The 25173-nt window shown below is 58.8% G+C and carries 20 protein-coding genes; 9 read left to right on the top strand and 11 right to left on the bottom strand.

The genetic code is table 11. The annotated features are described in order from the left end of the window. Window positions 1–1532: 1532 nt before the first annotated feature. The gene (locus JNN07_12995; GenBank protein ID MBL9168653.1) at window positions 1533–2429 is read left to right on the top strand and encodes a dihydropteroate synthase; all 897 of its coding nucleotides are present in this window, start codon (window positions 1533–1535) and stop codon (window positions 2427–2429) included. Between the two features lie 887 nt (window positions 2430–3316). Here the strand turns inward: JNN07_12995 and JNN07_13000 are convergent. The 6 genes from JNN07_13000 to JNN07_13025 form a co-directional block, all read right to left on the bottom strand. Then, complete coding sequence (locus JNN07_13000; protein ID MBL9168654.1) at window positions 3317–3853, bottom strand: hypothetical protein; 537 nt, start codon at window positions 3851–3853, stop codon at window positions 3317–3319. Between the two features lie 393 nt (window positions 3854–4246). Continuing rightward, on the bottom strand, window positions 4247–4573 hold the full coding sequence (locus JNN07_13005; protein ID MBL9168655.1) for a hypothetical protein: 327 nt from the start codon (window positions 4571–4573) through the stop codon (window positions 4247–4249). A 14-nt stretch (window positions 4574–4587) separates the two neighbouring features. Beyond that, on the bottom strand, window positions 4588–5919 hold the full coding sequence (locus JNN07_13010) for an RHS repeat-associated core domain-containing protein (GenBank protein ID MBL9168656.1): 1332 nt from the start codon (window positions 5917–5919) through the stop codon (window positions 4588–4590). Window positions 5920–6334: 415 nt separating this feature from the next. Next, window positions 6335–7882: a hypothetical protein gene (locus tag JNN07_13015; protein MBL9168657.1), complete on the bottom strand. Its 1548-nt coding sequence runs from the start codon at window positions 7880–7882 to the stop codon at window positions 6335–6337. A 15-nt stretch (window positions 7883–7897) separates the two neighbouring features. After that, window positions 7898–9277: an ABC transporter permease gene (locus JNN07_13020; GenBank protein ID MBL9168658.1), complete on the bottom strand. Its 1380-nt coding sequence runs from the start codon at window positions 9275–9277 to the stop codon at window positions 7898–7900. Window positions 9278–9283: 6 nt separating this feature from the next. Continuing rightward, window positions 9284–10552, bottom strand: a complete 1269-nt coding sequence (locus tag JNN07_13025; protein ID MBL9168659.1) for an ATP-binding cassette domain-containing protein — start codon at window positions 10550–10552, stop codon at window positions 9284–9286. 250 nt (window positions 10553–10802) lie between these two features. Here JNN07_13025 and JNN07_13030 point away from each other — a divergent pair, with 250 nt between their 5' ends. From JNN07_13030 to JNN07_13065, 8 genes are all read left to right on the top strand, one after another. Continuing rightward, window positions 10803–11531, top strand: coding sequence for a YebC/PmpR family DNA-binding transcriptional regulator (locus JNN07_13030; protein MBL9168660.1), 729 nt, complete (start codon window positions 10803–10805; stop codon window positions 11529–11531). A gap of 99 nt (window positions 11532–11630) precedes the next feature. Continuing rightward, entirely contained in the window at window positions 11631–14354 is a 2724-nt protein-coding gene (locus JNN07_13035) for an MMPL family transporter (protein MBL9168661.1), read from the top strand. A gap of 208 nt (window positions 14355–14562) precedes the next feature. Further along, window positions 14563–16062, top strand: a complete 1500-nt coding sequence (locus JNN07_13040; GenBank protein MBL9168662.1) for a hypothetical protein — start codon at window positions 14563–14565, stop codon at window positions 16060–16062. A gap of 7 nt (window positions 16063–16069) precedes the next feature. Further along, window positions 16070–16819: an ABC transporter permease gene (locus tag JNN07_13045; GenBank protein ID MBL9168663.1), complete on the top strand. Its 750-nt coding sequence runs from the start codon at window positions 16070–16072 to the stop codon at window positions 16817–16819. After that, complete coding sequence (locus JNN07_13050; protein MBL9168664.1) at window positions 16812–17573, top strand: ATP-binding cassette domain-containing protein; 762 nt, start codon at window positions 16812–16814, stop codon at window positions 17571–17573. The genes JNN07_13045 and JNN07_13050 overlap by 8 nt, the downstream gene beginning before the upstream one ends. Window positions 17574–17575: 2 nt before the next feature. Further along, complete coding sequence (locus JNN07_13055) at window positions 17576–18553, top strand: MCE family protein (GenBank protein ID MBL9168665.1); 978 nt, start codon at window positions 17576–17578, stop codon at window positions 18551–18553. 60 nt (window positions 18554–18613) lie between these two features. After that, window positions 18614–19591, top strand: a complete 978-nt coding sequence (locus JNN07_13060) for an acetyl-CoA carboxylase carboxyltransferase subunit alpha (protein MBL9168666.1) — start codon at window positions 18614–18616, stop codon at window positions 19589–19591. Window positions 19592–19675: 84 nt separating this feature from the next. Then, a complete protein-coding gene (locus tag JNN07_13065; GenBank protein ID MBL9168667.1) occupies window positions 19676–20665 on the top strand; it encodes a class I mannose-6-phosphate isomerase in 990 nt (329 codons plus the stop codon). Window positions 20666–20683: 18 nt separating this feature from the next. On the opposite strand, the gene JNN07_13070 is transcribed toward JNN07_13065, so the two are convergent. The 5 genes from JNN07_13070 to JNN07_13090 all read right to left on the bottom strand — a co-directional run bounded on the left by JNN07_13070 (window position 20684) and on the right by JNN07_13090 (window position 25119). Beyond that, window positions 20684–22303, bottom strand: coding sequence for an SGNH/GDSL hydrolase family protein (locus tag JNN07_13070; GenBank protein ID MBL9168668.1), 1620 nt, complete (start codon window positions 22301–22303; stop codon window positions 20684–20686). A 181-nt stretch (window positions 22304–22484) separates the two neighbouring features. Then, window positions 22485–22823, bottom strand: coding sequence for a rhomboid family protein (locus JNN07_13075; protein ID MBL9168669.1), 339 nt, complete (start codon window positions 22821–22823; stop codon window positions 22485–22487). A 7-nt stretch (window positions 22824–22830) separates the two neighbouring features. Then, complete coding sequence (locus JNN07_13080; GenBank protein MBL9168670.1) at window positions 22831–23409, bottom strand: hypothetical protein; 579 nt, start codon at window positions 23407–23409, stop codon at window positions 22831–22833. Next, window positions 23406–23972 carry a hypothetical protein gene (locus JNN07_13085; GenBank protein ID MBL9168671.1) on the bottom strand — a complete coding sequence of 189 codons (567 nt, stop codon included), beginning with the start codon at window positions 23970–23972 and terminating at the stop codon, window positions 23406–23408. The genes JNN07_13080 and JNN07_13085 overlap by 4 nt, the downstream gene beginning before the upstream one ends. 22 nt (window positions 23973–23994) lie before the next feature. Next, window positions 23995–25119, bottom strand: coding sequence for a DUF4339 domain-containing protein (locus JNN07_13090; protein MBL9168672.1), 1125 nt, complete (start codon window positions 25117–25119; stop codon window positions 23995–23997). Window positions 25120–25173: the final 54 nt, after the last annotated feature.

A 25173-nucleotide genomic window follows, 5' to 3' on the forward strand; every position in this document is an offset into this window, starting at 1 on the left:
CACGCTATTGCGACGCTGAAACACCCCGCGCGCAAAATGGATCTGGTGGCGATAGCTCACCTGGATCGTGCGTTCTATGACCGTGTTCGGCATAGACTTAGAATGCCTGGCCGAACCGCTCTTTGACCAGCCTGGACTGAAAAGGGAGATCAGACTCCTGATCCCCCTGCGGACACACAGTCCCCCCAGCAATGGAATTGCCGCTGACGAGAGGCAGCCCAGGGGAAGGATCCTAGTGACGATCGTGAAAGCTGTATAAATGCCCCCCTATTCCCTCGCTCACGTGCGTGTTGGAAAACCGCTCCCCGAACGCAGCACGACCAACTGAGTGAACGTACGTTGCGCCGATTGGTCGTGGGCGTGGGGGCATTGGTCGATATTAAATCTCCATCCATGGGAGGTCGCTCGCCAAATCCGTTTCATCCGCCACCGGTCGCGGTCGAAAGCCGCTCCCGACACCACCACGACAAACCGGGCGAACGTACGTTCGGCGAGTTGGTCGTTCAATCAAGGACCGAGAAACCCATATAATCTTCCTAAAGCAATATACTCAAATTACTTGTGACTTTTTGGAATGAAAACTCCTCTCCCCGACTTGTAGCATTCAACGACCAATCGGCGCAACGTACGTTGAGCAGATTGGTCGCGAGAGGGGGGTGTTGGGTGAGACCGGATCTCCATCCATAGGAGGTCACCGGCTAAATCCGTTTCATCCGCCACGGTCGTGGCCGAGAGCCGCTCCCGACACCACCACGACCAGCCGGGCGAACGTACGTTCGGCGAGTTGGTCATTGGGATGGAAACAAAGAAAGAAAATCCCGCAGTCCCGAAGCAAATCCATCCGTCCTTTTCCCCTCCTCCTGATGGCGTAGATGGCAGGCGAGCCTCGCCTCACTCCCGTCATCGCGGTTAAGGTAGGGCGAAACCCTTCGTCATCGCCAGATTGCTCGAAAGCCCTACCTCGAGGCACGATCCGACAGAAGGCAGTCAACCAATTGTCAATCGCTGGATCTGACCGCAACTCAGCCCATGACACGACTAGAGCGAATTGCGCAGCCACAACGCTAAATGACCCACCAACACGCCCACAGAACTGGTTGTGAATAGCAGATCAGGCGGTCTCTGGCCTCTCAGGGATTTGGCGAAGAAGTAAATGCCTATTAATCCTAGTGATGGCCCAACAATTTGCATGACCGGATAGAGCAACTCAAAAGGGAATACCAAGCCAAACCCATAGGAATTGGGGACGATTACGACCGCAAGAAATGCGAGCCAACCCACGAGTATATGCAAGAACGCCACCATAGTAGCTAATCGAATAATCTTCATCACGTGCAGCATTCCTTCATGAGTCTACAGCTGCTCAGGACCGGACGGAGTGGGGAACTTGAACTGGCTTAACCTCTCAAAAATCTTACCAATATCAGAACTAAGAAATTGCTATTCCACAACAAGCTACCAGCCAAGGCAAGATCGTTGCGCACCGAATCTGAAACCTTTCGCTTCGCGAAGTTCTCGCTACAGTCCTCCCCATGCTGTCCCTTGAGACACTCGCCCAACTAGCAACAGACTATCCCGACGCCCTCCGGGCGAAGGTCGCGGAATTTTCTCTTGGCCAGACTCACTTTGCGTTCAATCGCCAGCCAGCGGTGATGGGAGTGATCAATCTGTCCGCCGACTCCTGGTATCGAGAGAGTGTCTGTTTGACCGCCGAGGCTGCCATCCAACGCGGTCGAGTGCTCCAAGCCCAGGGCGCACAGATCGTGGACCTCGGTGCCGAATCAACCCTAGCGCACGCCACCAGGGCGGATGAAGGGCTTCAGAACTCCAAGCTGCTGCCGGTGGTCAGGACACTCGCGAACGAGGGGCTGATTGTGTCGGTAGAAACCTATCTTCCCGAGGTCACCAAGGCTTGCCTGGACGCAGGAGCCAAGATCCTCAATCTGACCGGCGTGCGGCAGAGCGCGGAGATGTATCGCATGGTCGCCGACCACGACGCGGCGGTTATCATTTGCTTTGTCCAGGGCGCCCACGTCCGCGAGGTGACCGATCTTGAACTCGGCAAGGATCCCATCGGGGCGTTGCATGAGTTCTTCGCCCGGCAGATCGAACTGGCGGTCCAGCAAGGCGTGCGGAAACTGTTTATCGACCCGGGGCTGGGCTTTTACTACCGGAACCTGGGAGATAGCGCGGCTCGGGTGCGCCACCAGATGAACATCTTTCTGAACGCCTTTCGGCTTCGGACGTTGGGCTACCCTATCTGCAACGCGCTGCCCCACGCCTTCGAATTCTTCGGCGATGAAGTTCGCTGCGCCGAACCCTACTTCGCGGTGCTCGCCGCCTTGGGTAAGACCGACCTTTTCCGCACCCACGAAGTCCCTCGGATCAAGGCGGTGCTGGATACGATGGCTTGCTATCAGAGGCCCTGAGCAGCGACCGCTGGCCGATACGAGTAGGACCGCTTTGACGACGGATTTCTCGGATCACACGGATGGAAGAAAAATGGGGAAGCCGCGGCCGGGGCACCTGAGGTGTGAACAGGAGCGACAAGACAAGATGACCAATACGGGCGTTTCTCACCTTGGCGGCAGGGCCTTGAACCCGCAGGGTTCAAAAAGATTAGCCGGGGGTGCTGGCACCCCCGGAACCATTAAAATTACGGAGCATCGCGCAGCGATGCCACCGGCTTCTCATGCTTGAATCACCCCTACTCAAGGACCCCGATCCGTTGGTCGGTCCACTCGCCGACGGGTGGCACGCCTTTCAGGGTGCTGTAAAACAGGGGACCGACAGACCGGGGGTGTCGCTGCGCTCCACGCCCCGGCTAAGCTCTCAGAACCCTGTGGGTTCTCCGTAACGGATCCAGGAACTCACCCGACGAAGTGCGTGAGAAAGGTAGTGAAGCCGCGACGGACTCAGCGGCCTTATGCCGGGCTTTCAGCCCTGAATGGGAGGGGGATGTTTACCTGGGGTTTGTCACCCCAGGCTGTGATGGGACGCACCGTTGGTGCTTAAGCCTAAAGGGCCTTCGACCCAATACCAAACCCAGCCTAGACATTCACTCGTGGTGTTAGGGTCAGCGGGCCACAGGCCCAGCACCATTCCAGCCTGGGGTGACAACCCCAGGTTCCCTCAGCCCACACACGCTGAGGGCTGAAAGCCCGCACCATCAACGGGGAATTGGCCGCTGAGCTCGACCTGAATCTCACCCACTTCTAACCGCGCCCTTCCGCGTTTCCACTCCTTAAGGCTCGCCGCGGCTCACTAACCTCCTATACACATCGGGCTTTCGGGTCTCCTCGGCCAGCCTGCTTTCTCACCCTTCACCAGGAAACGCGCGTGCGATTTCCAGGTAGTCTTTGTCTGCGACCAACGGACACCACATCGCATACTCACTGAATGACAGGAAGGTTTTCGGCTTTCGCGCTTGTATCCAGAGTTCCCGAGAGATCACGAGTCCGGGCGGCGGCTTGTCATGTAGGAACTCGCCGCTGAGAATTTCAGGAACTGACAACTCATCAAAGACTTCCCAGCCAGCTTGAGCAAATCGGAAGCCCTGACAACCTGTCAGAAAATCATAGAAACGACGAAGAACCTCCACTCGACACTCCATCCGTTCCAAGCGCCAGTTGGCGCATGGCAGGCTCATCCCCGGGGGCCGCACGTAGCAGCATGAGGAGTCATTCGCTGAGTGCGTGCCGATCTCCACGCAATCCGCGAACTCCAAGACGACCCCATTCAAGAGAGCCCACTCTTGCTGGCGGAAGATCTCAGCGAAGTGGGATGCCCCACTGCGATTGCTCCCAAAATCGATCATGAATCCAAAAACAACCATCGTTCGGCTCGAGCTCATTGTTTCCAGACCTCGGAGATTGACTCGCGTCAACCGGGTCCTTCGCTCGCGCGCCGCTTGCACTCTGCTATAGCTTGCTCTATCCAAACACGAGACTTCTCGCTCGAAGTCGCCTCAAGCCATTGTTCAAGACCGCGCAAATTATCAGGCGTGGTCAGTTTTTCCACGCGAGCTTCACTTTCCTGTCCCTACAGGTCCAGGGAACGATCTCGTTGGTTGCCGTGACGTGAGCGGCACGTCGAACGGCTGCGGTGGCTCGATTGACATCAATCCATCCGATCAGCATTTCGTGGAATTTGTCTTTTTCGTCCATCCGATCAGTTCCTCAAGCAGGTAGGCAGTCACCCAGAAAATGTTGGCCTTATCGGCATCCCAAGGCTTAGAGGCAGCCGATCACCATGCTGGCTCCGACGTGATCGGAGGCAAACGAAAAGACACCTCCCCTTCAAAAAGCTGAACGTCCAGCGCTTCCACTCCTTGGCGCTCGCCCTCCCAGACTACCCGGAGACCAAATCCTCGAATCGTGTTCTTAAGTTTCTCCAAGAAGCAAAGCTCCTGCCGAGCGACTCGCCGCTCATGCTCCTCAAACACCAACCTAGCCGCAGATGGCATATCGACCAGTTCGCAACGGGCGACAACCGCCCCATACGAGTCACGGGCGTCTGTAAACCGGAACCAAATGGCTCCGGCGTCATCCACCACTGCACCTCGGGTTTTCATAGTCGCACCAGGAATCATGGAACAGCGTGGTCGGTGAAGACATCTGACAACACTCGTTGCCAAGCCGAATTCTGGAACGGAGTCGCCATTCGACTTTGATGATACAAGCGTCCGTGATTCGCCAGTGTGCCTGGTTTCGCGACCACGTCGAATCCAGCTGCTCTGACGCTCGAAATTTTTGCGCTACCCACGGTCTTTGACAATGCAATAGTCCGAGGAAAGGGAAAAGCCGTCCTAAACTGAAAGGCTGCTTCCTGCGGACTGCCACCAATCAACACCGAAAAACCTGGCGGATTCAGAGCGTCTTCAGCTGATGTTAATCCCATGTTTGATTTCCCTCCCATTCGATGAACCGTGAGATCACCCGGCGGTTCGCCATCCTCCTCGAGTGAGGGTGCCCGCTTAAAATTCAGAAACCGTGGCTGGGTTTCCAACACAGCATCCGTAACGAGCGCAATGTTTCCGCCGATTGTAGTTCCCAAAACCGCATAGGTTCCAATTCGGTAAAGGAGCGATCCCCTGACAGAGTGCGCGAATGTTGCCAAGGTTCCTCCACCAAGCGCCTGGGAGTTTTGGTAGATCGTCTGAATAGAGACCTGACCTGAAATCGTGAGGCTGGGGTCGTACCCACTGGGATCCGTGTTGTTGACAGGATCGGCTAGAGCATAGCTGTATTTATGCAGCCCCGCCGGCAGTTCCCGCTGCCCCTCGTAGGAGTCCATCGTTCTGAAGCGGCCGACGTCAGGTTCATACTGCCGGGCGCGCAGGTCCTGCAGCCCGCTGGCTGGATCATAGAACTCGCCTGCATAACCTGCTGCTTCTCGATCCTCCTCGGCGACCGTTCGCGTTGGCTCCATTAGTGCGACCAAGGGGCTGCCGAAGGCATCATAGCCGCGGAGGTCCGCCAACGTCCCCCCATCCTTCACGTGCCCACGCACCGAGTGATGCCCGTCTACCAACGCATAGCTCACTCGATCCATCGCCGCTTCCGCGATCGGATGCAGCCCATGCAGGTAGCTACGATCCCCTTCCCCGTCTTCCCCTCGCTCTGCCACTCGCTGCGCATAACCACTTGGATGCTGCGGATCGATCAGGAAGCGGGTGAAATTCGTTCGCCATCGCTGCTCGACCTCGTCCCACTCGACAACTCGCTTCCCCACCCGCTGGCCATCAGCATCGTAGAGAAACGTTGTCAGTATGGATGGCGCCGCCAGAAGTTCGGCGGCGCCGACAGGGAATAGGCCCGGCAGTAGCAATAGAAGGGAGAGCAGCCAACGCCTCGAGGTCCGTAAGGAACGACCGCTCAAGCGCTGCTGGTGGGCCGATCCGCTCCTATTACGATTCACTCGTGTCATGTGAGACATCCTCGCATGAGCCTGCCAGTTCGCTCGGATCCAACAATCCCGTAAACTAGGGGATACCGTTGGATTCGACCTTGGTTAGGCCCTAGTTCTAGTGAGGGGCTCGACGAGATCAGAACTCTAAACTCAATCGGACCATAGGTCCCCTTTTTGGGAGAGGCAGTCCGGCTATGGCAACTTCGTTCGGTTTCGCGTGGTTGGCGTGTTTCGCGGGCCATCCATTCTCCGTTTTAGGTTGAGGGCGCACCCCGGGGAGGGAACTTTCGACGTTGATGGCCCTGATGCGCTCCTCGCCGCGGCTCCTTCCACCCTTTCGAACGCCGAGCATTCATGGGCTCGACAGAGTCTCTCCCTACCAGCCCAAAACCGTTTCAACTCGGGTGCCCTCCACCCGCATCTCTTACGGCTTAGGAGGGACGGAAACTGGCGGCGGACCACTCGGTGCCTTGTCAATGCTCAAGCCGATGACGCGGTTAGTCACCCCGTAAATCATGTTGGTGTCCGGAACCTTGAACTGGTTCACCAAGTTCGTGACGGACTCGATTCCTAGGCGGGTCTTGAGGCGAGCTTGCAGCTCCGGATACAACCCGGTCTCGGGATCCAACAGTTCGCGCAATGCCTCCTTGCGCAACTCCTCGAAGTCCTGCAGGCGAACGCGCTCCGTGTAGCCAAAACGCTTCTGGAAGTCCTCGTAGATCACCCGCGCCAGCGTCTCGTAGCGCAGCGCCTCATTCATCTTCAAAATCGACATCTGCGAGAACGCGCTCTTGAGGAATCCCAGAATGATGGGCTTGATCCGCTGAACGTTCCCATCGTCGATGATCTCCTTAAGGCGGATCAGCGCATAGGGCTCCATCTCGGTTTGCTCCTCGGTGAAGTCGGGAAAACGCTGCCTCAGCTGCTGAAACCATTGCTCCGCTTCCGCGTTGCGATTGTTCACATACAGCTGGTAGACCACTTCGCGAAGAAAATTTCGATAGGCGACATCGATGCCGGTAACCCGCACGGTTTTCTCCTCCTTGATCATCTCGAGATAGCCCTGGTTGGCTACTGGGATCAGATCGAGATCCGGAGCGGTTTGAGGTCGTCCATCCTTCGTGAAGTTGATGATCCGGCCCCGGAGAACCAGAGAGTGAAGGGACTGATAGATGAGCCGGCGAAGCGTCACCAAGGTTTCACGGTTTCCAGGGTTCTCCGTGCAGTTTTTCAAACCCAGATATCCCCAGTAGATGGCGTGGGGATCAGGGAGCCGCCACTCCATCCGACCATACTTGGATTCGACCTCAGCCATGAGGGCGGGATCGAGCTTGTACCGCTTGTAGAGCGATTCCGCGCGCTGTTTCAACTCATCCGAGTCCGGATTGACCAGCATCGTGATATTGGTCGCGGCACCGCCCAAGGCGGTGTTCATCTCCGCATACCAGGCTCCTTTGTAGTAAAGATGCGCCTCGTCCAGGAAGTAGCCGATCTTGTGCTGAAAAAACCAGCCCAGCTCGCGGTAGACGTCGGCCTCCGTGGGATTGTAACGAAGCCCTTCGTCCCGCAGCAGCTCCACTGCCCGCATGACCCAGCGCCAACGGTCGGTGGGGGACGTGAACCGAACCGAAATGTTGTAGGCCATGTTCCAGGCCATGTGCGACCAAACCTGGGGAATCCGGGGCTCGAGCTTGGTAATCCAGTCCGACAGCTGAACCATCTCGAAGAACTTGCTCTGCTCCTGAAGCTGAGTCGCTCGGATCCACAGCGCATTCGCAATCAGACCACGAAAACTCCCCAGAGCCACGCTGGTGAACGCAAGCAGCGGAGGGGCATTTTCCAGGATGGCGGCCTGCTTCAACCCCATCACGGGATCGAGCCGCTGAACATCCAGCGATCGCTGCAACAAACCGGACAAAGCCAGCAGCAGCACCGCCACCACCGTCAGGACTTGCTTGTAGATCCGATGCATAACATTTCCACGCGGCTAGTGAGCCGATTGCGCCGTAGCCAACTCGCGCCGATTCAACAGCCAGATCCCCAGCACGGCGAAGAATCCGCCGGCCACCACCACGATCTGCAGCCATGCCGAAGCCAGCAGGATCCAGGTCACGCTGCGACCCGTGCTGAGCAAATCCACGGGCGAGGCCACATCAATCAACTTCACCACCGCCAGAATACCCTTGAAGAGAGGCAAGAACAAGGCGTCCAGGACCGGACGGACAGTTTGAAACTCGTCGGGTCGACCGCCGATCACCGTCTGGTTGCTGACCGAATCCGCCAACGTCCCGCTGGACATGATGACGACCAGCACGCTCAACGAGCAAAAGGCGGCCACCGGAAACGAGGTGATGCTGGCGGCAGCGAGCCCCAAGGCAGCGAGGAGCGCCAGCCAAGCGAGCAGAATGCCCAGGCCGCGGAAGAAATTGAAACCAAAGCTCCCGTCGCGATAGAGGATCTCGATGCCTTCATCCAGAGGAAACAGCAGGGTTACATCCTCCCGGCTTTGAAAAAAGACCAGGAGCCGCCCTTGCGAGTCCACCAGATTGCTGGGAATCCGAAACTCCTGAAAGGAATCCGAGGCAAGGCGCATCGGCGGTAGATCGCCCCGCTCGGTGGACCCCGGGGTGCTGAATTGCCAAACCCCGCCGTACAAACCGGCATCGTTGGTGGAGGCGGCGTAAAACTTGACCCGAACGAACAGAGGCTGATCCCCTAGCTGCGTGGCTGGCAGTCCGAGATCGAATCGCCAGACGCGCGTGGAGCGCGGAGGAACAATCTGGGCGCCGGCGTAGACCTGCTCGGCAATCGTCTGCCAGGTTTGCGCCCGGTCCTCCGGCTGCATCGTGGCCACATTGGGCACCTGGTTGAAACGCGTCCGAATCTCCTCTTCCAGATTCAAAGGTTCGGGTTTGAACCCCGCCCTGGCCACCATCACTTCCTGACGAAGGATCTCCTGTTGAATCGGATGGAGTCTCGAGGCTCGCCAATGGAGGAGGCTGTAGGTAGCCAAGCCGGCCACTCCCAGAAGCGCGGTGTTCAAGGCCAGGATTCCGAGCCATTTGCCCAGCCAGATCTGCCAGCGGCCAACCGGCTTCACCGCCACCATCTGGATCTGGCACTCATCGACATCCCGAGCCAGGCTCCCGCAGGCCAGCCACACCGTCGCCAACCCGAGCAGAAAGCTGGTCACACTCAGGGTGTAGGTCAGCAGGATCTGCACAAATCCCCGCGCCGTGCCGTCGTCCTTCAAGATGAGCGGCAAACCCACCACCGCGCCGAGCAAGAGGACGGCGAGCACCCAGAACAGCTTGAACCGAAAGGCTGACTTCCAGGTAAGGCGAGCGATGGCTAACAATGGTTTCATGCGCGGCTAGGACTTGGGCTTGCGCAGCAGGTTGGCCAACTTCTCGTTGGCTTGCGCCACCGATTCCGGACTCGGGGCCGACGCGGCCGAGGGAGCCGGAGCAGCCGCCTCAGCCTCGGTCGGGGAAACGGAGGCTGTTGACGGGGAAGTCTTGGGAGCACCTTTGACCAAGGCGGATAGTTTTTCGTTGGGCACCGGAGCGGCCGGGGCCAGCGAGGGGGACGCCGGATCGGCGGCCGTCGCGGGACTCGCCGCCACCAGCCGTTCCAGGACCTTGTTCGAGGAGGCTCCCCCCGACGCCTCATCCCCGCGAAGATAGGCTGCCACGCGGTTTCCGGACGTCGCCCCGGAAGTGGCCGACGCGGACTGACGCGCCCGTTCCACCACATCCAGAAAATAGCTCTCCAAATTCTGGGTGGGATTGTCGACCTTCACTTTGTCCGCCGCCGCCTCGCTGCGAATGATCTCCAGCACACGATCCAGGGTCGGCCGTGAGAGCACCGGAGTCGTGATGCGCAAGGAATCCGGCCGAGCGAGGAGATCGTGGAGCGGACCCATGGCTTGAATGCGCCCCCCGTAGTAGATCACCACCCGGTCACAGACATCTTCAACATCCGCGAGCAAGTGGCTGGTCAGGATCACGGTCTTGCCACGGCGGGCCAACGCGACGATGACATCCTTGACCTCGCGACATCCGATCGGATCCAGTCCGGCGGTGGGTTCATCCAGAATGATCAGGTCAGGATCGTTGATCAGCGCCTGGGCCAGCCCGATGCGTCGCTGCATGCCCTTGGAGAACTCCCCTACCGCGCGGGTATTCGCCTGGCTCAGGCCGACCATTTCGAGCAATTGGTCGGAACGGCGCGCCCGCTCCTTAGCCTCGATCTGAAAGAGCTGACCGAAGAAATCCAACGTCTCCTTCGAGTTGAGGAACCGGTATAGGTAGGATTCCTCCGGGAGGTAACCGATCTTGGACTTGGTCGCCACATGGCGGGGAGAATGACCAAAGATCTCAATATGACCCTTGGTCGGATTCAACAGCCCGAGCAGCATCTTGACCGTGGTCGACTTGCCCGAGCCATTGGGGCCCAGCAGGCCGAAGATTTCTCCGCGACGGATCTCGAAGTCCACATTGTCGACGGCCCGGGCCTTGGGCCGGCCCCAAAAGTCACTAAAGACCTTGGTCAGTCCGCGCACCGCGACAACAACTTCGTTCGCCGATCCAGGCGAACTGGAGGCGCCTGCCTCCGCTGGGTTAGATCCCAATGGGTTCATAGCATTAGGTTTGATGGTTTAGACGCTACCAAGGACTGTTCGGCATGGTCACCTTAAAATATGCGTCCTTCCGCGCTTGACCTTGCCTTGGGGCCATGTAGGTATGGCCCTTTGCTAGTGTAATCCGAATGGAACCGGTCTGTCCCATGAGCGACGACCGGTCCCGCCCGGCTAGCTGCACGTTGATATTAAGACGCACGTTTGAGAGATAGGCAAACGACTGGAAACGACCGGACCGTAAACGACCGATATGGCAGGACATAGTAGATGGGCGAAGGTTAAGCACTTCAAAGGCGGCATCGACGCCAAACGAGGCAAAATCTTCGCTAAACTCGGCAAAGAGATAACCATCGCCACCAAATTGGGAGGCGCCGATCCCGGAATGAACCCGCGATTGCGCATGGTCCTGCTCAAATGCCGTGGGGCCAATATGCCCAACGACAATATAGACCGAGCCATCAAAAAAGCCACCGGGGCAGGCGAGACGGTGGTCTATGAGGACCTCACCTACGAGGTTTACGGCCCACACGGGGTAGCGATGCTCGTGGAACTGAGCACCGACAACCGGAACCGGACCGCCGCGGAGATCCGCAGCCTGCTGAGCAAGAATGGCGGTTCCATTGCCACCGCGGGCGCAGTAAGCCGCCTGTTTCATCGCAAAGGCCAGATCGTCGTCGCCAAGGAATCCATCGCTGAGGACCGTCTGATGGAACTCGCCCTGGAAGCCGGAGCCCAGGATTTCAAGACCGACGAACACGGGTATGAGATTATCACGGATCCAGGGCATTTCGAGGCGGTCCATAAACAAATCGACGCCCAAGGAATTAAATGCGAAGTCGCCGAGGTGACCTCCCTTCCGGAGATCACTGTGCCGCTGGCCGACGACGCCGCGAAAGCGGCAGTAAACCGACTGATCGAGGTCATTGAGGACCACGACGACGTGAAGGAAGTCTACTCGAATGCCGAATTTTCCGATTGAAGATTCCAAGGGATTCCCTGCCCTGCACCCCGCAGGCCCGACCTCCCGATCGGGGGCCTTCGGTAAGACCCACGCCGCCCGGCTCACCTAAGCCAGCGAATGCCTGAATCTCCTTCACCCGTCAGCACGCGCTGCCTTCAATGGCTTTCCGATGCGATTTACTCGCATCGAAAGGCGTTCCTCTATCCACAGCTTCTGCTCACCGCCCTGTGCCTGTGGTACACCTACGAGAATCTGGAATTCAACACCAGCCGTGACTCCCTGGTCGGATCCGACAAGGCCTACCACGAGCTGTTCCGCAAGTTTCGCCGCGAGTTTCCGGTTCAGGACGATCTGGTCGTGGTGGTGGAGAGTGAGAATCTCGAAAAAAACCGCCAGTTCGTCGAACGACTCGGAGCCTATCTGGAGGCGGAGACGAATCTCGTCACCGGCATCTTCTATCGCCACGACCTAACTATGATGGGGACGAAAGCGTTGCTCTTCGCTCCCACCAATGACCTTATATCGTTGGGCGATCAGCTGGAAGCGTTTGCCCCCTCGATCCAACAATTCGCCCAAGCCACCAACTTGGTGGCCCTCTTTGCCGAGGTCAACCGACAGTTCAGAACCGCGAAACGCGACAACGAGGAACAGGGGGAAAAACTGGTCCAAGCCATCCCGGCATTGAGCCGGATTGTGGCGCTGGCCACCGACAGCTTGCGCCGGGTAGGCACTCCACCTTCCCCAGGGGTGACGGCGCTCTTCGACGGAGGCAGTGACGCGCAGAAGAAGATGTACATCACCATGGCCGATGGCCATATCTTCCTGCTGGTCGCCAAGGCCAAATCGGACGAGATGACCGGGAAGGCCATCAACAAAATGCGACAGCTCATCGCCCGGACCCAAATCGAAGTTCCGGGCCTGAACGTCGGGCTCACCGGGGAACCGGTGCTGGAGGTGGACGAAATGCGCCAGTCGCAAGATGACAGCACTCTGGCTACCATTGTCGCTCTCATCGCCGTCGCCTTGATCTTCATCTATGGCTATCATGAGACGGGACGGCCGCTCAAAGCCAATCTCTGCCTCCTGGTGGGACTGGCCTACAGCATCGGCTTCACCACCCTCGCAGTGGGTCACCTGAATATTCTGACCATCACCTTCTTCCCGATCCTGATCGGGCTGGCGATCGACTTCGGCGTGCATCTCATCACTCGCTATGAGGAGGAGCTGCGGAAGGGGAAAAGCGAACGGGAAGCGATCGAGAAGGCCATCGTGAATACGGGCGTCGGAATTTTCACCGGGGCGCTGACCACCGCAGGCGCCTTCTTCGCCATGGCGTTCACCAATTTTCAAGGCATCCGTGAGATGGGAATCATCTGCGGTGGAGGCATGATCGTGAGCCTGATTCCCATGATGACGCTGCTGCCCGTCCTGCTGCTGCGCGGGACGCAGAATCAGATCGATCAGGAGAAAGGCGAGGTCCTGCAGAAGGAGGAGGCCGCGGGAGTGGATCGTCGCGCAAAACTAGAACAGCTCTGGCTTCGTCATCCCATCCCCGTGACGCTGCTCGTGGCCGCCATCACGGCCTGGTCCTGGCAGTCGCTCCAGCGCGTCCGGTTTGATTACAACCTCCTGAACATGCAGAGCGAGGGCCTGGCCGCAGTGGTCTATCAGGACAAGCTGATTCAATCCTCCACCCGATCCGTGCTCTATGGGGCGGTCGTCGCCGATGATCGCGCCGAGGCCCTGCGTCTCCAGCAGGAGATTGAGAAACTGCCGAGCGTCGGCTCGGTGGACTCCCTCGTGCCCATGCTGGCGGAAAGCACCGAGCCCAAGATTCCGCTGATCCAGCGCGTGAAGCGACTGCTGGCCCCGATCCAGTTTTCACCCGCCGACGCGCGTCCGGTGGATCTCATGGCTCTCAACCAAACGCTGTTCGCCCTCCATGGCTATCTCACCCTGGCCATGGACCTGACCGTGAAGGAAAAGCCGGATCTCCACCAAACACTGAAAGTCCTCCGCAGCGAGATCGGAGATCTGCTGAACGAAATGCGGGCAGGAGAAAAAACCTGGGTGGCCGAGCGCCTGGCCAGATACCAGCAGGCGCTGTTGAATGACGTGCACCACATGCTGGGCCTGCTGAAGCAGCAATCGACCCAGCCAAATCTCAGCGAGCAAGACATCCCCCAGGAAATCCGGGAGCGCTTTGTGGGCGTCACCGGCAAATACCTGCTGCAGGTGTATCCCAAAAAGAACATCTGGGAGCGGGCCGCCCAGGAAGAATTCGTGGCCGAGCTGCGTGGGGTACTGCCCACGGTCACCGGGACACCGGTGCAGCTCCTGGAGTACACGACCCTGTTGAAGGACAGCTTCGTTGAGGCGGCGTACTACTCCCTCGCCGCCATCTCGGTGCTGGTGCTGATCCATTTTCGTCGGATCAGCTGTCTCTTATTGGCGCTCGTCCCCGTTTTCTTGGGAGCGATTTGGATGGGTGGATTGATGGGATACTACGGGATTCCCTTCAACCCAGCCAATGTCATGACTCTGCCCCTCCTGGTGGGTATCGGGGTCACCAACGGCATCCACATACTAAATCGCTATGCAGAAGAGAATAATCCAAGCATCTTGGCGCGAAGCACCGGTAAGGCCGTGCTGGTGTCCGGACTCACCACCATTGCCGGCTTCGGAAGCCTGATCCTCGCAAAACACCGAGGAATCGAGAGCTTGGGAACCATCATGTCCATCGGGGTCGCGACTTGTATGCTGGCGGGACTGACGTTCCTCCCGGCACTGCTCAATCTGCTCGAGCGGATGGGCTGGTCGATAAGAAAAAACCCAGTGTGACAATGCACAGTCAACACTGGGTCGGGAGGAACCGAGGATAAAACCTCAATCGTGCAAATAAGTTATTGGAATGCCCTTGAAAGTCAATTGCCTTATTCAAATGGATGGGTTTAATCCCATTCGGATCCCCTTTATGCTTATCGGGGATTCCAGAAACTCCCGGGCGGCCTTCCGGCCTCGTCTGGGCGACTCTTTCATGTTCAGGCACTTGGCACAAATACTTGTCTTTGCATTACTTACATTCATACCGATCTCGCATCTTGTAACGGCATCGGGGCTTGATGATGGTCCGGACGTTGGACCGGCTTTTGACCGCTTCTCCCTGACGCTGGACGTGGGGGAGCGGGAGGAGTGGTTGGGGCCCTTGTATTTTGAGGAGCGCAAGGGAGAGACCAGTGGTTGGGGTATCCCGCCGTTCGTGACTTGGACCGAGGACGCCGGCACCGAGTCGGCCGAACTGGACATTTTGTACCCGGTTCTGACCTACGACCGGTTTGGCAGCGAGACCCGATGGCAGCTGTTCCAGTGGTTGAACTTTTCAGGAAACCAAACGATGGAGGGCTCGGACAAGCGACGCTTCAATCTCTTCCCGTTCTACTTCCAACAGCGTTCCAAGGACCCAACCAACAACTACACCGCCTACTTCCCGTTTTACGGCACGTTCAAGAACCGCTTCTTCCGGGATGAGGTTCATTTTGTGATGCTTCCCCTCTATGTGCAGAGCAAGAAGCGCGGCGTAGTGACGGACAACTACCTGTATCCCTTCTTCCATTGGCGGCAAGGTGCGGGGGTGCGCGGATGGCAGGCCTGGCCGCTGGTCGGCAGTGAGCACAAGCCGGTCACCCAACGAACCAACATGTGGGACGAACTGGAGGAGATTCCCGGCCACGAAAAGTTCTTCTTCGCCTGGCCCTTTTTTCTCAAGGAGCGCGAACGGATCGGCACCACCAATGAACTCCGGAGCCTGGTGCTGGCCCCACTGTTTAGCTCGGAAAGGTCCCCAATGCGCGATTCCTGGGCGTTTCCCTGGCCGATTGGTTTCCGGCGGACTATCGACCGCGAGAAGGGCTATCGAGAATGGGATGCCCCCTGGCCTTTCGTCGTCTTCGCCCGCGGGGAGGGCAAGCATACCGACCGGGTTTGGCCGTTGTTCAGTCGATCGCAATCACCCACCCTCCGTACCAGCTTCTACCTCTGGCCATTCTATCGCGGCAGCCACGTCGATGCCCCTCCGTTTGCGCGGGATCACCATCGTTTCCTTATCTATGCGTTTTCGGACTTGCGCGAGCGGAACGTGGATACGGGCGAGGAGTTGCATCGCATGAACGCCTGGCCGCTCTTTACCTACCGACGCGACTTTCAGGGCCGCCAACGGTTTCAGGCTCTGGCCCTCCTGGAACCCTTGCTCCCGACCAGCAAGAGCATCGAGAGAGATTACTCGCCCGTGTGGTCTCTCTGGCGATCGGAATCCAACCCTAAAACCGGAGCGCGGAGCGAGTCCTTGCTGTGGAACCTGTACCGTCGGGAAACCACCCCGACCCGCAAAAAATGCTCGCTCCTGTTCGGTCTCTTCCAGTATCAGACCGGCGCTGATGGTAAGCGAATGAAGCTATTTTACTGCCCGATAGGAAAATCCGGAACCGCGGTCCAGTCGGCCTCGAAGCCGGATGCGGGCTCCGGCCAACCGTCAACGCCCCCAGCCCCTTGATCGACACATGTTTCAGAACATAGGCGAAATCATCCTGATGCTGGGCCGGACCATCGCCGCCCTGCCCAACTCGTTCCGCCAGAGGCGTAAGATTCTCGAACAGCTCTTTGAGATCGGCAACTGCAGCCTGCTCATGGCGTGCGTGATTTCGCTGTTCATTGGCGGGGTCGTGGCGCTGCAAAGCGGGCCCGTTCTGGCCGAGCGTGGGTTGGCGTCGGCCTTGGGCGGTTTGGTGGGGATCTCCCTGGCCAAAGAACTGAGCCCGGTCATGATGGCCGTCTTGATCGCCGGCCGAATCGGCTCGGCCATGGCGGCGGAGATCGGTTCGATGCAGGTCTACCAGGAGATCGATGCGCTGCGCACCATGAACATCAATCCGATTCACTACCTGGTGCTGCCCCGGATGGTGGCCATCTGCATCGCCCTGCCTCTGCTGGTGCTCTTCTCCATGCTGGTGGGCTGGTTTGGCGGCGCGTTCGTCTCCGTGGTCAACCACCAGATTGGCATCACTTTTCAGACCTTCCTCGGAAACCTCAAGGATGTCGTCGACTTCAAGGACATCATGAATGGGTTGGTCAAGAGCCTCGTGTTCGCTTTTATGATCGGCACGGTCTCCTGCCACCAGGGACTCACCACCATCGGCGGCCCGCGGGGCATCGGCCGCTCCGTGACCAAGGCCGTGGTCAACTCCATCGTGATGATTCTGATCGCGGATTACTACCTCACCCGCTTCCTGATCACTTTCGACTATGACTGAGCCGGCCACTCATAGCATCAATGTGAGCGTTCGCGGGCTCCGGAAGAGCTACCACGAGCAGCCGGTGCTCAAAGGCATCGACCTCAGCGTGGAACGCGGCGAGATCTTCGTGATCATGGGCCCCAGCGGCAGCGGCAAAAGCGTCCTGCTCAAGCATATCATCGGCCTGGAAACTCCGGACGAGGGGGAGATTTTGCTGGAAAACCAGTCCATCCTCCATACGGATGTCGCGCAGCGCTACCGGCTCGCGATGGTGTTTCAATCGGGAGCACTGCTGAGTTCATTGACCGTCGCCGAGAACGTCGGGCTCTACCTCGCCGAGCACCGGCTGAAGAAACCGGCGGAGATCGACAAGATTGTCACGGAGAAGCTCGAGTTCCTCGGGCTCAAGGGCGTCAAGAATAAGATGCCCTCGGAACTCTCCGGAGGGATGAAAAAGCGCGTGGCCATCGCCCGCGCGCTGGTGATCGATCCCCAACTCATCCTCTACGATGAGCCCACCAGCGAGCTCGATCCGCTGATGACCATCACCATTGGGGAGGAGATCCTGGCTCTCCAAGAACGCATTCACGTGACCTCCCTAGTGGTTACCCACGACCGCGACCTCGCGTTCGGAGTGGCCGACCGCATGGCGATCATGTCCGAGGGCGAGATCCTGTTCGTCGGCACCCCTGCCGAAGTGCGCCGGAGCGATCATCCCTTTATCCGCAAATTCCTAACCGCTGACTTTAAGTTTCAACCAAAAGAAGACTGACCATGAAAAACACACTGGAAACCCGGCTGGGGATTTTCTTTGCGTTCGCGCTGATCGCGGGCGTGATCATTCTCGAACTCATCGGCGCCGCCGACTTTTTCAAAAAGGGCTACCATATCCATGCAAGCTTCAAGAACGCCCAGGAGCTTCGCAAAGGCGATGCGGTCAAGATGGCGGGCGTCGAGGTGGGCAAGGTGGATTCCATCGATCTGACCAACGGCTTTGCGCGCGTCACGATGAAAATCACCCAGCCAGACGCCGAGATCAAAACCGACAGCAAGGCGGCCATCAAGTTCACCGGCCTCATGGGACAGAATTTCGTGTCCATTGAGTTCGGCTCCCCGACCAACAGCCTGCGCGCCCAGGAAGGCTTTTCTCTCACCACTTACGAACAGGCCGACCTGAGCACTCTCATGGTTAAGCTGGAGAGCGTGGCGTCCGGAGTGGAGGGCCTTACCAAGAGCTTCAGCACCGAGAATATCAGCGGACTCCTGGGACCTCTCACCGACTTCATGAAGAACAACAACGAGCGTCTCACCGCGATCCTGTCCAACTTCCGAACCGTATCCGATAACCTCGCGACCGGCAAAGGAACCCTGGGCAAGCTCATCAATGACGACTCGCTGTTCACCACCGCCATGAGCGCGGTCGGAAAACTCGATTCGACGATCGGCGACGTCAAACTGCTGATCAGCGACGCCCAAAAATCGGTGTCGAATCTGAATAGCGGGCAGGGAACGCTGGGATTGCTCATGAAGGATGAGGCGCTGTATCGCGAAACCACCACCGCCATGAGCAACCTCAAGGAGATCATGGAAAAGATCAACCGGGGTCAAGGGTCGGTCGGCAAACTGGTGAACGACGAAAGCTTCTTTAAGAATATTAAGCTCACCTTGCAGAAAGTGGAAAAAGCCACCGAAGGCCTTGAAGATCAAGGGCCGCTGAGCGTCCTAGGCATTGCTGTCAACAAACTGTTCTAGTCCAAGCTTTTCCCGGTTAGCGCTTTCCAAACCAACGGACGTTGGTAAACTACGCCCTCTATGAAACATCAGCTGGATTTCGAGAAGCCGATCTTCGAGCTCCAACGGAAGCTCGAGGAGCTGAAGAAGCATCCGGAGACCCATTCCTTGGGAATCAGCTTCGAAGAAGAGATCCGCCAAATCGAGGCCAAGATCGTCGAGACCCGGAAGCAGATCTACTCCAACCTGACCCCTTGGCAACGTGTGCAGCTGGCGCGACATCCGCGACGCCCGTACACCATGGACTACCTCAAGACGGTCTTTTCCGACTTTCATGAGCTTCATGGGGACCGGCTTTACGCAGACGACCAGGCCGTCGTCGGCGGGTTTGCCCGCTTGGGTGAGACCAAGGTCATGGTCATCGGCACGCAAAAAGGGCGGGACACCAAGGAAAACATCCGTAGAAACTTTGGCTCCGCGCATCCCGAGGGCTACCGCAAGGCGCTTCGGCTCATGCGAATGGCGGATAAATTTGGATTGCCCATCATCAGCCTGATCGACACCGCCGGGGCTTACCCGGGCATCGGCGCTGAGGAGCGTCACATCGCCGAAGCCATCGCGGTGAATCTCCGCGAAATGATGCTCCTTCAGGTACCGATCATCGCGGTCGTCATCGGCGAAGGCGGATCGGGAGGCGCGCTGGGAATCGGAGTCGCCGAGCGGGTGCTGATTCTCGAAAATGCCTACTACTCGGTGATCAGTCCGGAAGGCTGCGCGGCCATCCTCTGGAAGGATCGGGCGGCGACGGCCAAAGCTGCCGCCGCGCTCCGCATCACAGCCAAGGATCTCCTGGAACTCGGGCTGGTCGACGGCATCATCGCCGAGCCTCTGGGGGGCGCACACAACGACGCTGCGGGCACGGCAGAAACCATGAAGCATCACCTGACTAAAATCCTGGGTGAACTTCAGGCCCTGAGCATTCCCGATCGACTGCAACAGCGTTACGCCAAGTTCCGCGGCTTTGGCAAGGTCCTGGAGAAGCAACCCTCGGCCGCCTAACCCCAGGCTTCCACCCCGCCGGCGGACGAGCTCAAGCGCTCCAGGCCCCCGGTGGATCTGATGCCATCCAAGTTCCCTGCCATCATGAACGATCCTGAGCGGTTGCCGCTCTATCCCCTGACCTTCACACCAATCCTGATGGAACGCGTGTGGGGCGGACGCAGTCTGGAGCGCCTCTTTGGAAAAGCACTTCCCGAAGGCAAGCTCATTGGGGAATCGTGGGAAATCTCCGACCGCCCCGGAAGCGTGAGCACCATCGCCAATGGTCCGCTCGCCGGCACCGATCTCCATTGGCTCATGGCTCATCGGGCGGATGATCTGCTGGGTCCCAGCCGGGGAACCTGGACCCATTTCCCACTGCTGGTCAAAATTTTGGATGCCCAGGAGGTCCTGTCGCTTCAGGTGCATCCACCGGCGGCACAAGCCGCCGAACTCGGAGGCGAGCCCAAGACCGAGATGTGGTATGTGTATGAGGCGAAGCCGGGTGCGACGCTCCAGGCGGGACTCAAGCGCGGTGTCACCCGTGAGCTGTTCGAAAAGGCGCTGCAGGAAGGCAAAGCCGGGGACTGCGTGCACACCCACACGGTTCAAAAAGGAGACGCCATGTTTCTGCCCTCGGGCCGCGTGCATGCCATCGGGGCCGGAAATGTGATCTTCGAAGTGCAGCAGAACTCCGACACCACCTACCGCGTCTTCGATTGGAATCGCACCGGGCTGGATGGCAGACCCCGGGAACTCCACATTCCCCAGTCCTTGCGGAGCATCAACTTCGAGGACTACGAACCGCTGCTGATCCGTCCTGAAGAAGTGGGCCAAGGCGCGTTCAAATTCCGCTATCTGGTCGATGATCCGCTGTTTCGAATCAACACCACACAGATCCGCCGCGGCGAGCGCTTTTATCTGCGCACCACCGGAGCCCAGATCATCGGCCTGCTCGAAGGTCGCCTCACCATCAGCGCAGAAGGCCAGAGCATCGAACTCAAACCAGGCCAGTTCGCACTGCTGCCCGCCTCCCTCACTCGCACCTGCTTCAACGCCACCACCCGTTGCGAGTATCTCCAGGTCCAGTTCTAGAGTTCGAGCACGATCCAGTTAGGGATTGGGAATCAGCCGATTGATTGTTTCAGCGATGAGCACGTTCGCCTCCCAGCGGAGATGAACCCGGTCTTCTAGATAGTAATTCAGATCAAAGGGATCTTGGAGCTGCGGGTGGCTCGCAATGTCGATCAGGACGTCGTAGTCAGCCGTTGCGGCTCGAATCAGTTCGTTCAACCGTTGCCGTCGCGGGGGCACCTGTGGCGTGGGCTCCCCATTGGGCAGGATGGTGAAGGCGACGATGGTGTAACCCGCATCGCGGGCCATTTTCCAATACCGCCGGAGATCCGCGAACGCCAGCTCTCCTGATCGTTCCTTGATCTCACGCGCGCCTCCCCAGATGAACAAATAGTTCTTGCCGGGCTGATTAGCAAAGGGAAGGACCTGCTGCTCATATTGGTTCAACATCTCAGGAATACCGTCCCCCCCCCGCGATACATTGCGCTTGTTGAACCTACCCTTCCAGTGAGGCTGCTCAAAGAGTGCTTCTCCCCAGGTCGGGATGAGGGACTCCTCGCTCAGACTGTCGCCTTCGATCATGACGTTGATGGCTGGCAGTCCTAGGCCCACTCCCAAGGTCGTGCGGTACAAGCGTCGCACCTGATCATAAAGCTGATCGGAAATCGGCACATCAAAGATCCCCACAAAACTGATCGTCCCAACAAACGGGAAGAAGTCGTCCAGACGTGCCCCGATGCGCCAGGTGGGATGCCCGTTCCAAACCGGCGGAAAGACCCCTTGATCCTTGAATCGCAGATCCATGTTGGCCTGGCAGGTCACTTCCTCGGGACTGAAGGTTGCGAGCGCCATCTGAGGGTCTCCGGTATTGCCTCGGACGAACGTTCGCCGTCCTCCATGGCCGTAGTTGGAGGGTGGCGTCACGCCATTGGTGGAATAATCAAAGAAAAGTTCCTTGGCGTTGGGCCCTTGCGAGACGCTGCCTCCCGCCAGCAGCGAAGGTCCCTGCAACCTAGACTCACTCCCAACGATCAGCCGAGTGGAAGTCTGATCGGAGTCAAAGACCGCCAGCAGACTGAACTCCGAAAGAAAACCGGGGGCGAACGGATTAGGAAAGGCGATGGAGCCATCGGCGTTGAACTGAATCCCGTTCGTCGTCCATCGAGGGATGCCTAAATGATTCCCCTGGATCTGCCCCCACGGTCCTTTCAAGGCGTGCACCAGGGACCCGGAGCCCGAATTCAAAGCCTGTTGAAGTGGAGCCATGTAGACCGTGTGCTCAAACAGACCCAAGACTTTCAATCCCTTCACCCAACGGCTCAAAGAACTGATGGCCAACGGGTCAGCAACTCCTGCCCGTGCGACGTAGCTCGAGGCATCCGAATCCAACGGAGCAAGTCGAAAGAATCGGCTCCGAGTGTTGGGCTCAAGGTCCACCAGAATGGAGCCGGAGCCTCCAGCCAAGCGACCCGAAAGGGGAGCATACGGCCCGGACGGCTGAGCGGCCGCTTCGAGCTGATAGGACTGCAGCTGATCCAGCTCCCAACTCAACCTCAGCTGGCCATCCGGCAGCAATTCCACTTCCGGAAAGGATTTCGCCCGGACGGCCAGCGATCCACTGAGCAGAACCCCCACGAGCAGGCAGATGAATGGCTTCATATCAAAAAGAGTGAGCGCCCCCCCGGAGCATTCGGTCCGCGAGAGACCGAGGGTGAACCTTCCTTTAGGTTGTTACGGCTATACTGAGAAGCTAACCGTTCCGAACAGAAACGCAAGCGCGACAGCGCGCGCGCCGTTGGAACGGGCGTGAGACAGAGGTCCTCCGCACCCAATCGGCCGCTTAGGGAGCCTGTAACTCACTCCAGGCCCTGCGCCAGATCGTGCCATCATGATAGGCAGGGGGAACGGTCAGAAGGAAACGACCCACGCCATAAAAGAACAAGAAGCCTACACAAAGCCCCATGATCCAGGCGATGGATGAACCAATTCCCGACCAGGCGGAGAAGGAGGACCTCCTCACCGGCCGGGCTTTGGCCAAGCACTCAGCGCACACCATCCGCTGGTCATGCTCCGTGATGCATTCCCGACAGAAAAATCGTCGACACTCCGGACAACGCGCCACCGCCTCCCGGAGACCATGATGGTAACACCGCTGGTGGATGAGGGCGGAAACAGCCATGATGGTTCTATGCGGATGGAGGTGTCGGCTCCCCCGACGGCGCGGCCCAAGATGAACTGGGCCTGGCGTCAGATGCGAGATCCGCGGCTGTGGAGGTGGAGTCAGATGCCGGGTCAGACGGGGGCACGGCCTGGGCTCTCTGGATCAGGGGGAGCAGCTGCTCCACACATCGGCGTGAGGCGGCGAGCCGGCTGAAGGCCTTGACCTGGTGAAGCTGAACGCGAGTTTTGAGGGAGACCGAGCAGGTGGGGCCTCGGAGAATGTTGAAGAGGAGTGAGATCAGAAGCGCCACACCCAGCACCCCAAAGATCACGAGCCCGCCGCTGCCCAGCGCCCAGGCAAGCATCAAGAACGAGGTTCCAAAAAATCCCAATCCCAGGCTCATCAACCCTCCTGAGATCGTCCTCCGAATCACAATTGCCTCGATGTCCGCCAACAGAATGCGGCGATAGCGCTCCTCAAAGCCCGAGCAGTCCACGAGGAGCAGGTGGTCCGCGGCCAAATATACCCGACTAAACCTAAGCCATCCCAGACGTGGGGTTCGCAACCGGCTGTAGGAAGGCGAAGGCGAAGGGGGGACGTTCATCGGAACAGTTCCAGAAGTCCTAGGGCCAGTAAGATGACCTCCAACAGGAACAGCACCAGCGCCACCACCGCTCGTCGTTTCCGCCCCTCAGGGACCAGGCTGCGGGCGGGACCGAATGAGCGGATGGCGAAGTAGAGCCCCACCGGGACCGTAAACAGCAGGGCTGGATAGAGCAGCAGAGGCACAGTGGCCAAGACCAGAGCCGCTCGATCCGGAATAAATCTCCGGTGCGCCAAAATGTCGAGCTGCTGCCGATTTCGGCCCGACTCCAAGCACGACGGACAGAGATGCCGACCTTGGATCTCGAGGTCGCAGAGGGAACACAGGAATCGGCCGCACAAATCGCAGGGGCAGTGGGCCTTGCTCTCCGGATGAAAAAAGCAGCTGCCCTCCGAAGCATCGATTCGTCGCTCAGGCCCCTCCCGTCCGGGCGGAGAACTGGCGAGTGCGGGCAAAGTCAGAACCTCCAACGAGGCATTGCAGCCACCACAGACCATCGGGGTGAGGCTCCCCGGAGCGGGGCCTTCCAGAATCGCGGAGCACTTGGGGCAAGCCAATTCCACAGCGGCGCAGGAGGACGGCAAGCTACACGGGCGGAACCCGGCTGCCGCACAGTTCCTCGTAGGCGGCGGCCCACATTCCCAGCGCCACCGGAATCGCAACCACCAAGCCCAGGCATATTGCCAACACCCCGCCGAGGAGCAGTACCATGCTCAGCAGCCCCATCAACAGGAGGACCGGGATATTCTGATTCACGATGCGACGACTCACGTTGAGGGAGTCCAAAACCCCGTATCCACGATCCATCATGAGCGGGACGGCGAAAAACATGGCCAGGTTGAGATAGATGCTGAGCACCACCAGAATCAGGGAGAGGGCAACCACCATGACGAGCTGCACGCCCGCCGGAGCCACCCCCCCATTCGACTGGAAGAGGAAAAACAGAAACCCGGCGAAGGGTCCAACTGCCACGGCGGCCACAACGATCTGCACCAGCCCCAACAGGACTAAGGGAAGCCATCGCTTGGTGAATCCCGAAAACACCTCTTCAAACGACACCGTCTCCCCACGAAGGGCTTTCAAGAACAAGCTCCAAACTCCTCCCATCAGCGGAGTATTTACCAAGAGACCAATGCAGAACGAGAGAATGGGGATGGCACCCCCAGCCATCATGAGGAACGTGACGATGGCAACAGATCCGATAGCCAGCAGTGGCTCCGCCTTGAGAAACCCCCAACTCCGAGTCAAGCACGCCATCACGTCCAACCGCTCCACCCGGGCCCCGGAACTCCGCACCAGCTGGTCGGGGTCCATTGGCATTGAGCCGGACGCAGCGACCGAAGAAGCAACCCCCTCCTGCATCCGCTGAAGGACAACCGGTTTGCACAAGGCGCAGACCGAACGCCCTCCCAAGGCAACCAGCTGATCCGGCGGGAAAGGCTGGCGACATTCCGAACACGCGACCCGGCCATCGGCCGAGGCAACCGGGGGAATCTCGGGAGGGGGTGGAGAAACCGGAACTCCCGGCCCCACAGGTCGCCAATCCGGCATACCCGCCACCCAGACCTGCTGATACGCTTGCCATTCGGCAAGTCCTTCGCGCCACACCAAAGTGGTCGGCAGAATGGTCTTAGCCCCTACCAGCCGAGCCAATTCCGCATCGTCCACCGGCCCCTGCTGCTGTCCGTCCTTTGCGTAGTACCAGTTCATGTGTGCAATCAAGGAATCGGCCCCCACGGCGCCGTCTTAAGCCCTTCAGGAGGG

The organism is Verrucomicrobiales bacterium (assembly GCA_016793885.1).
Lineage (GTDB): Bacteria > Verrucomicrobiota > Verrucomicrobiia > Limisphaerales > UBA11320 > UBA11320.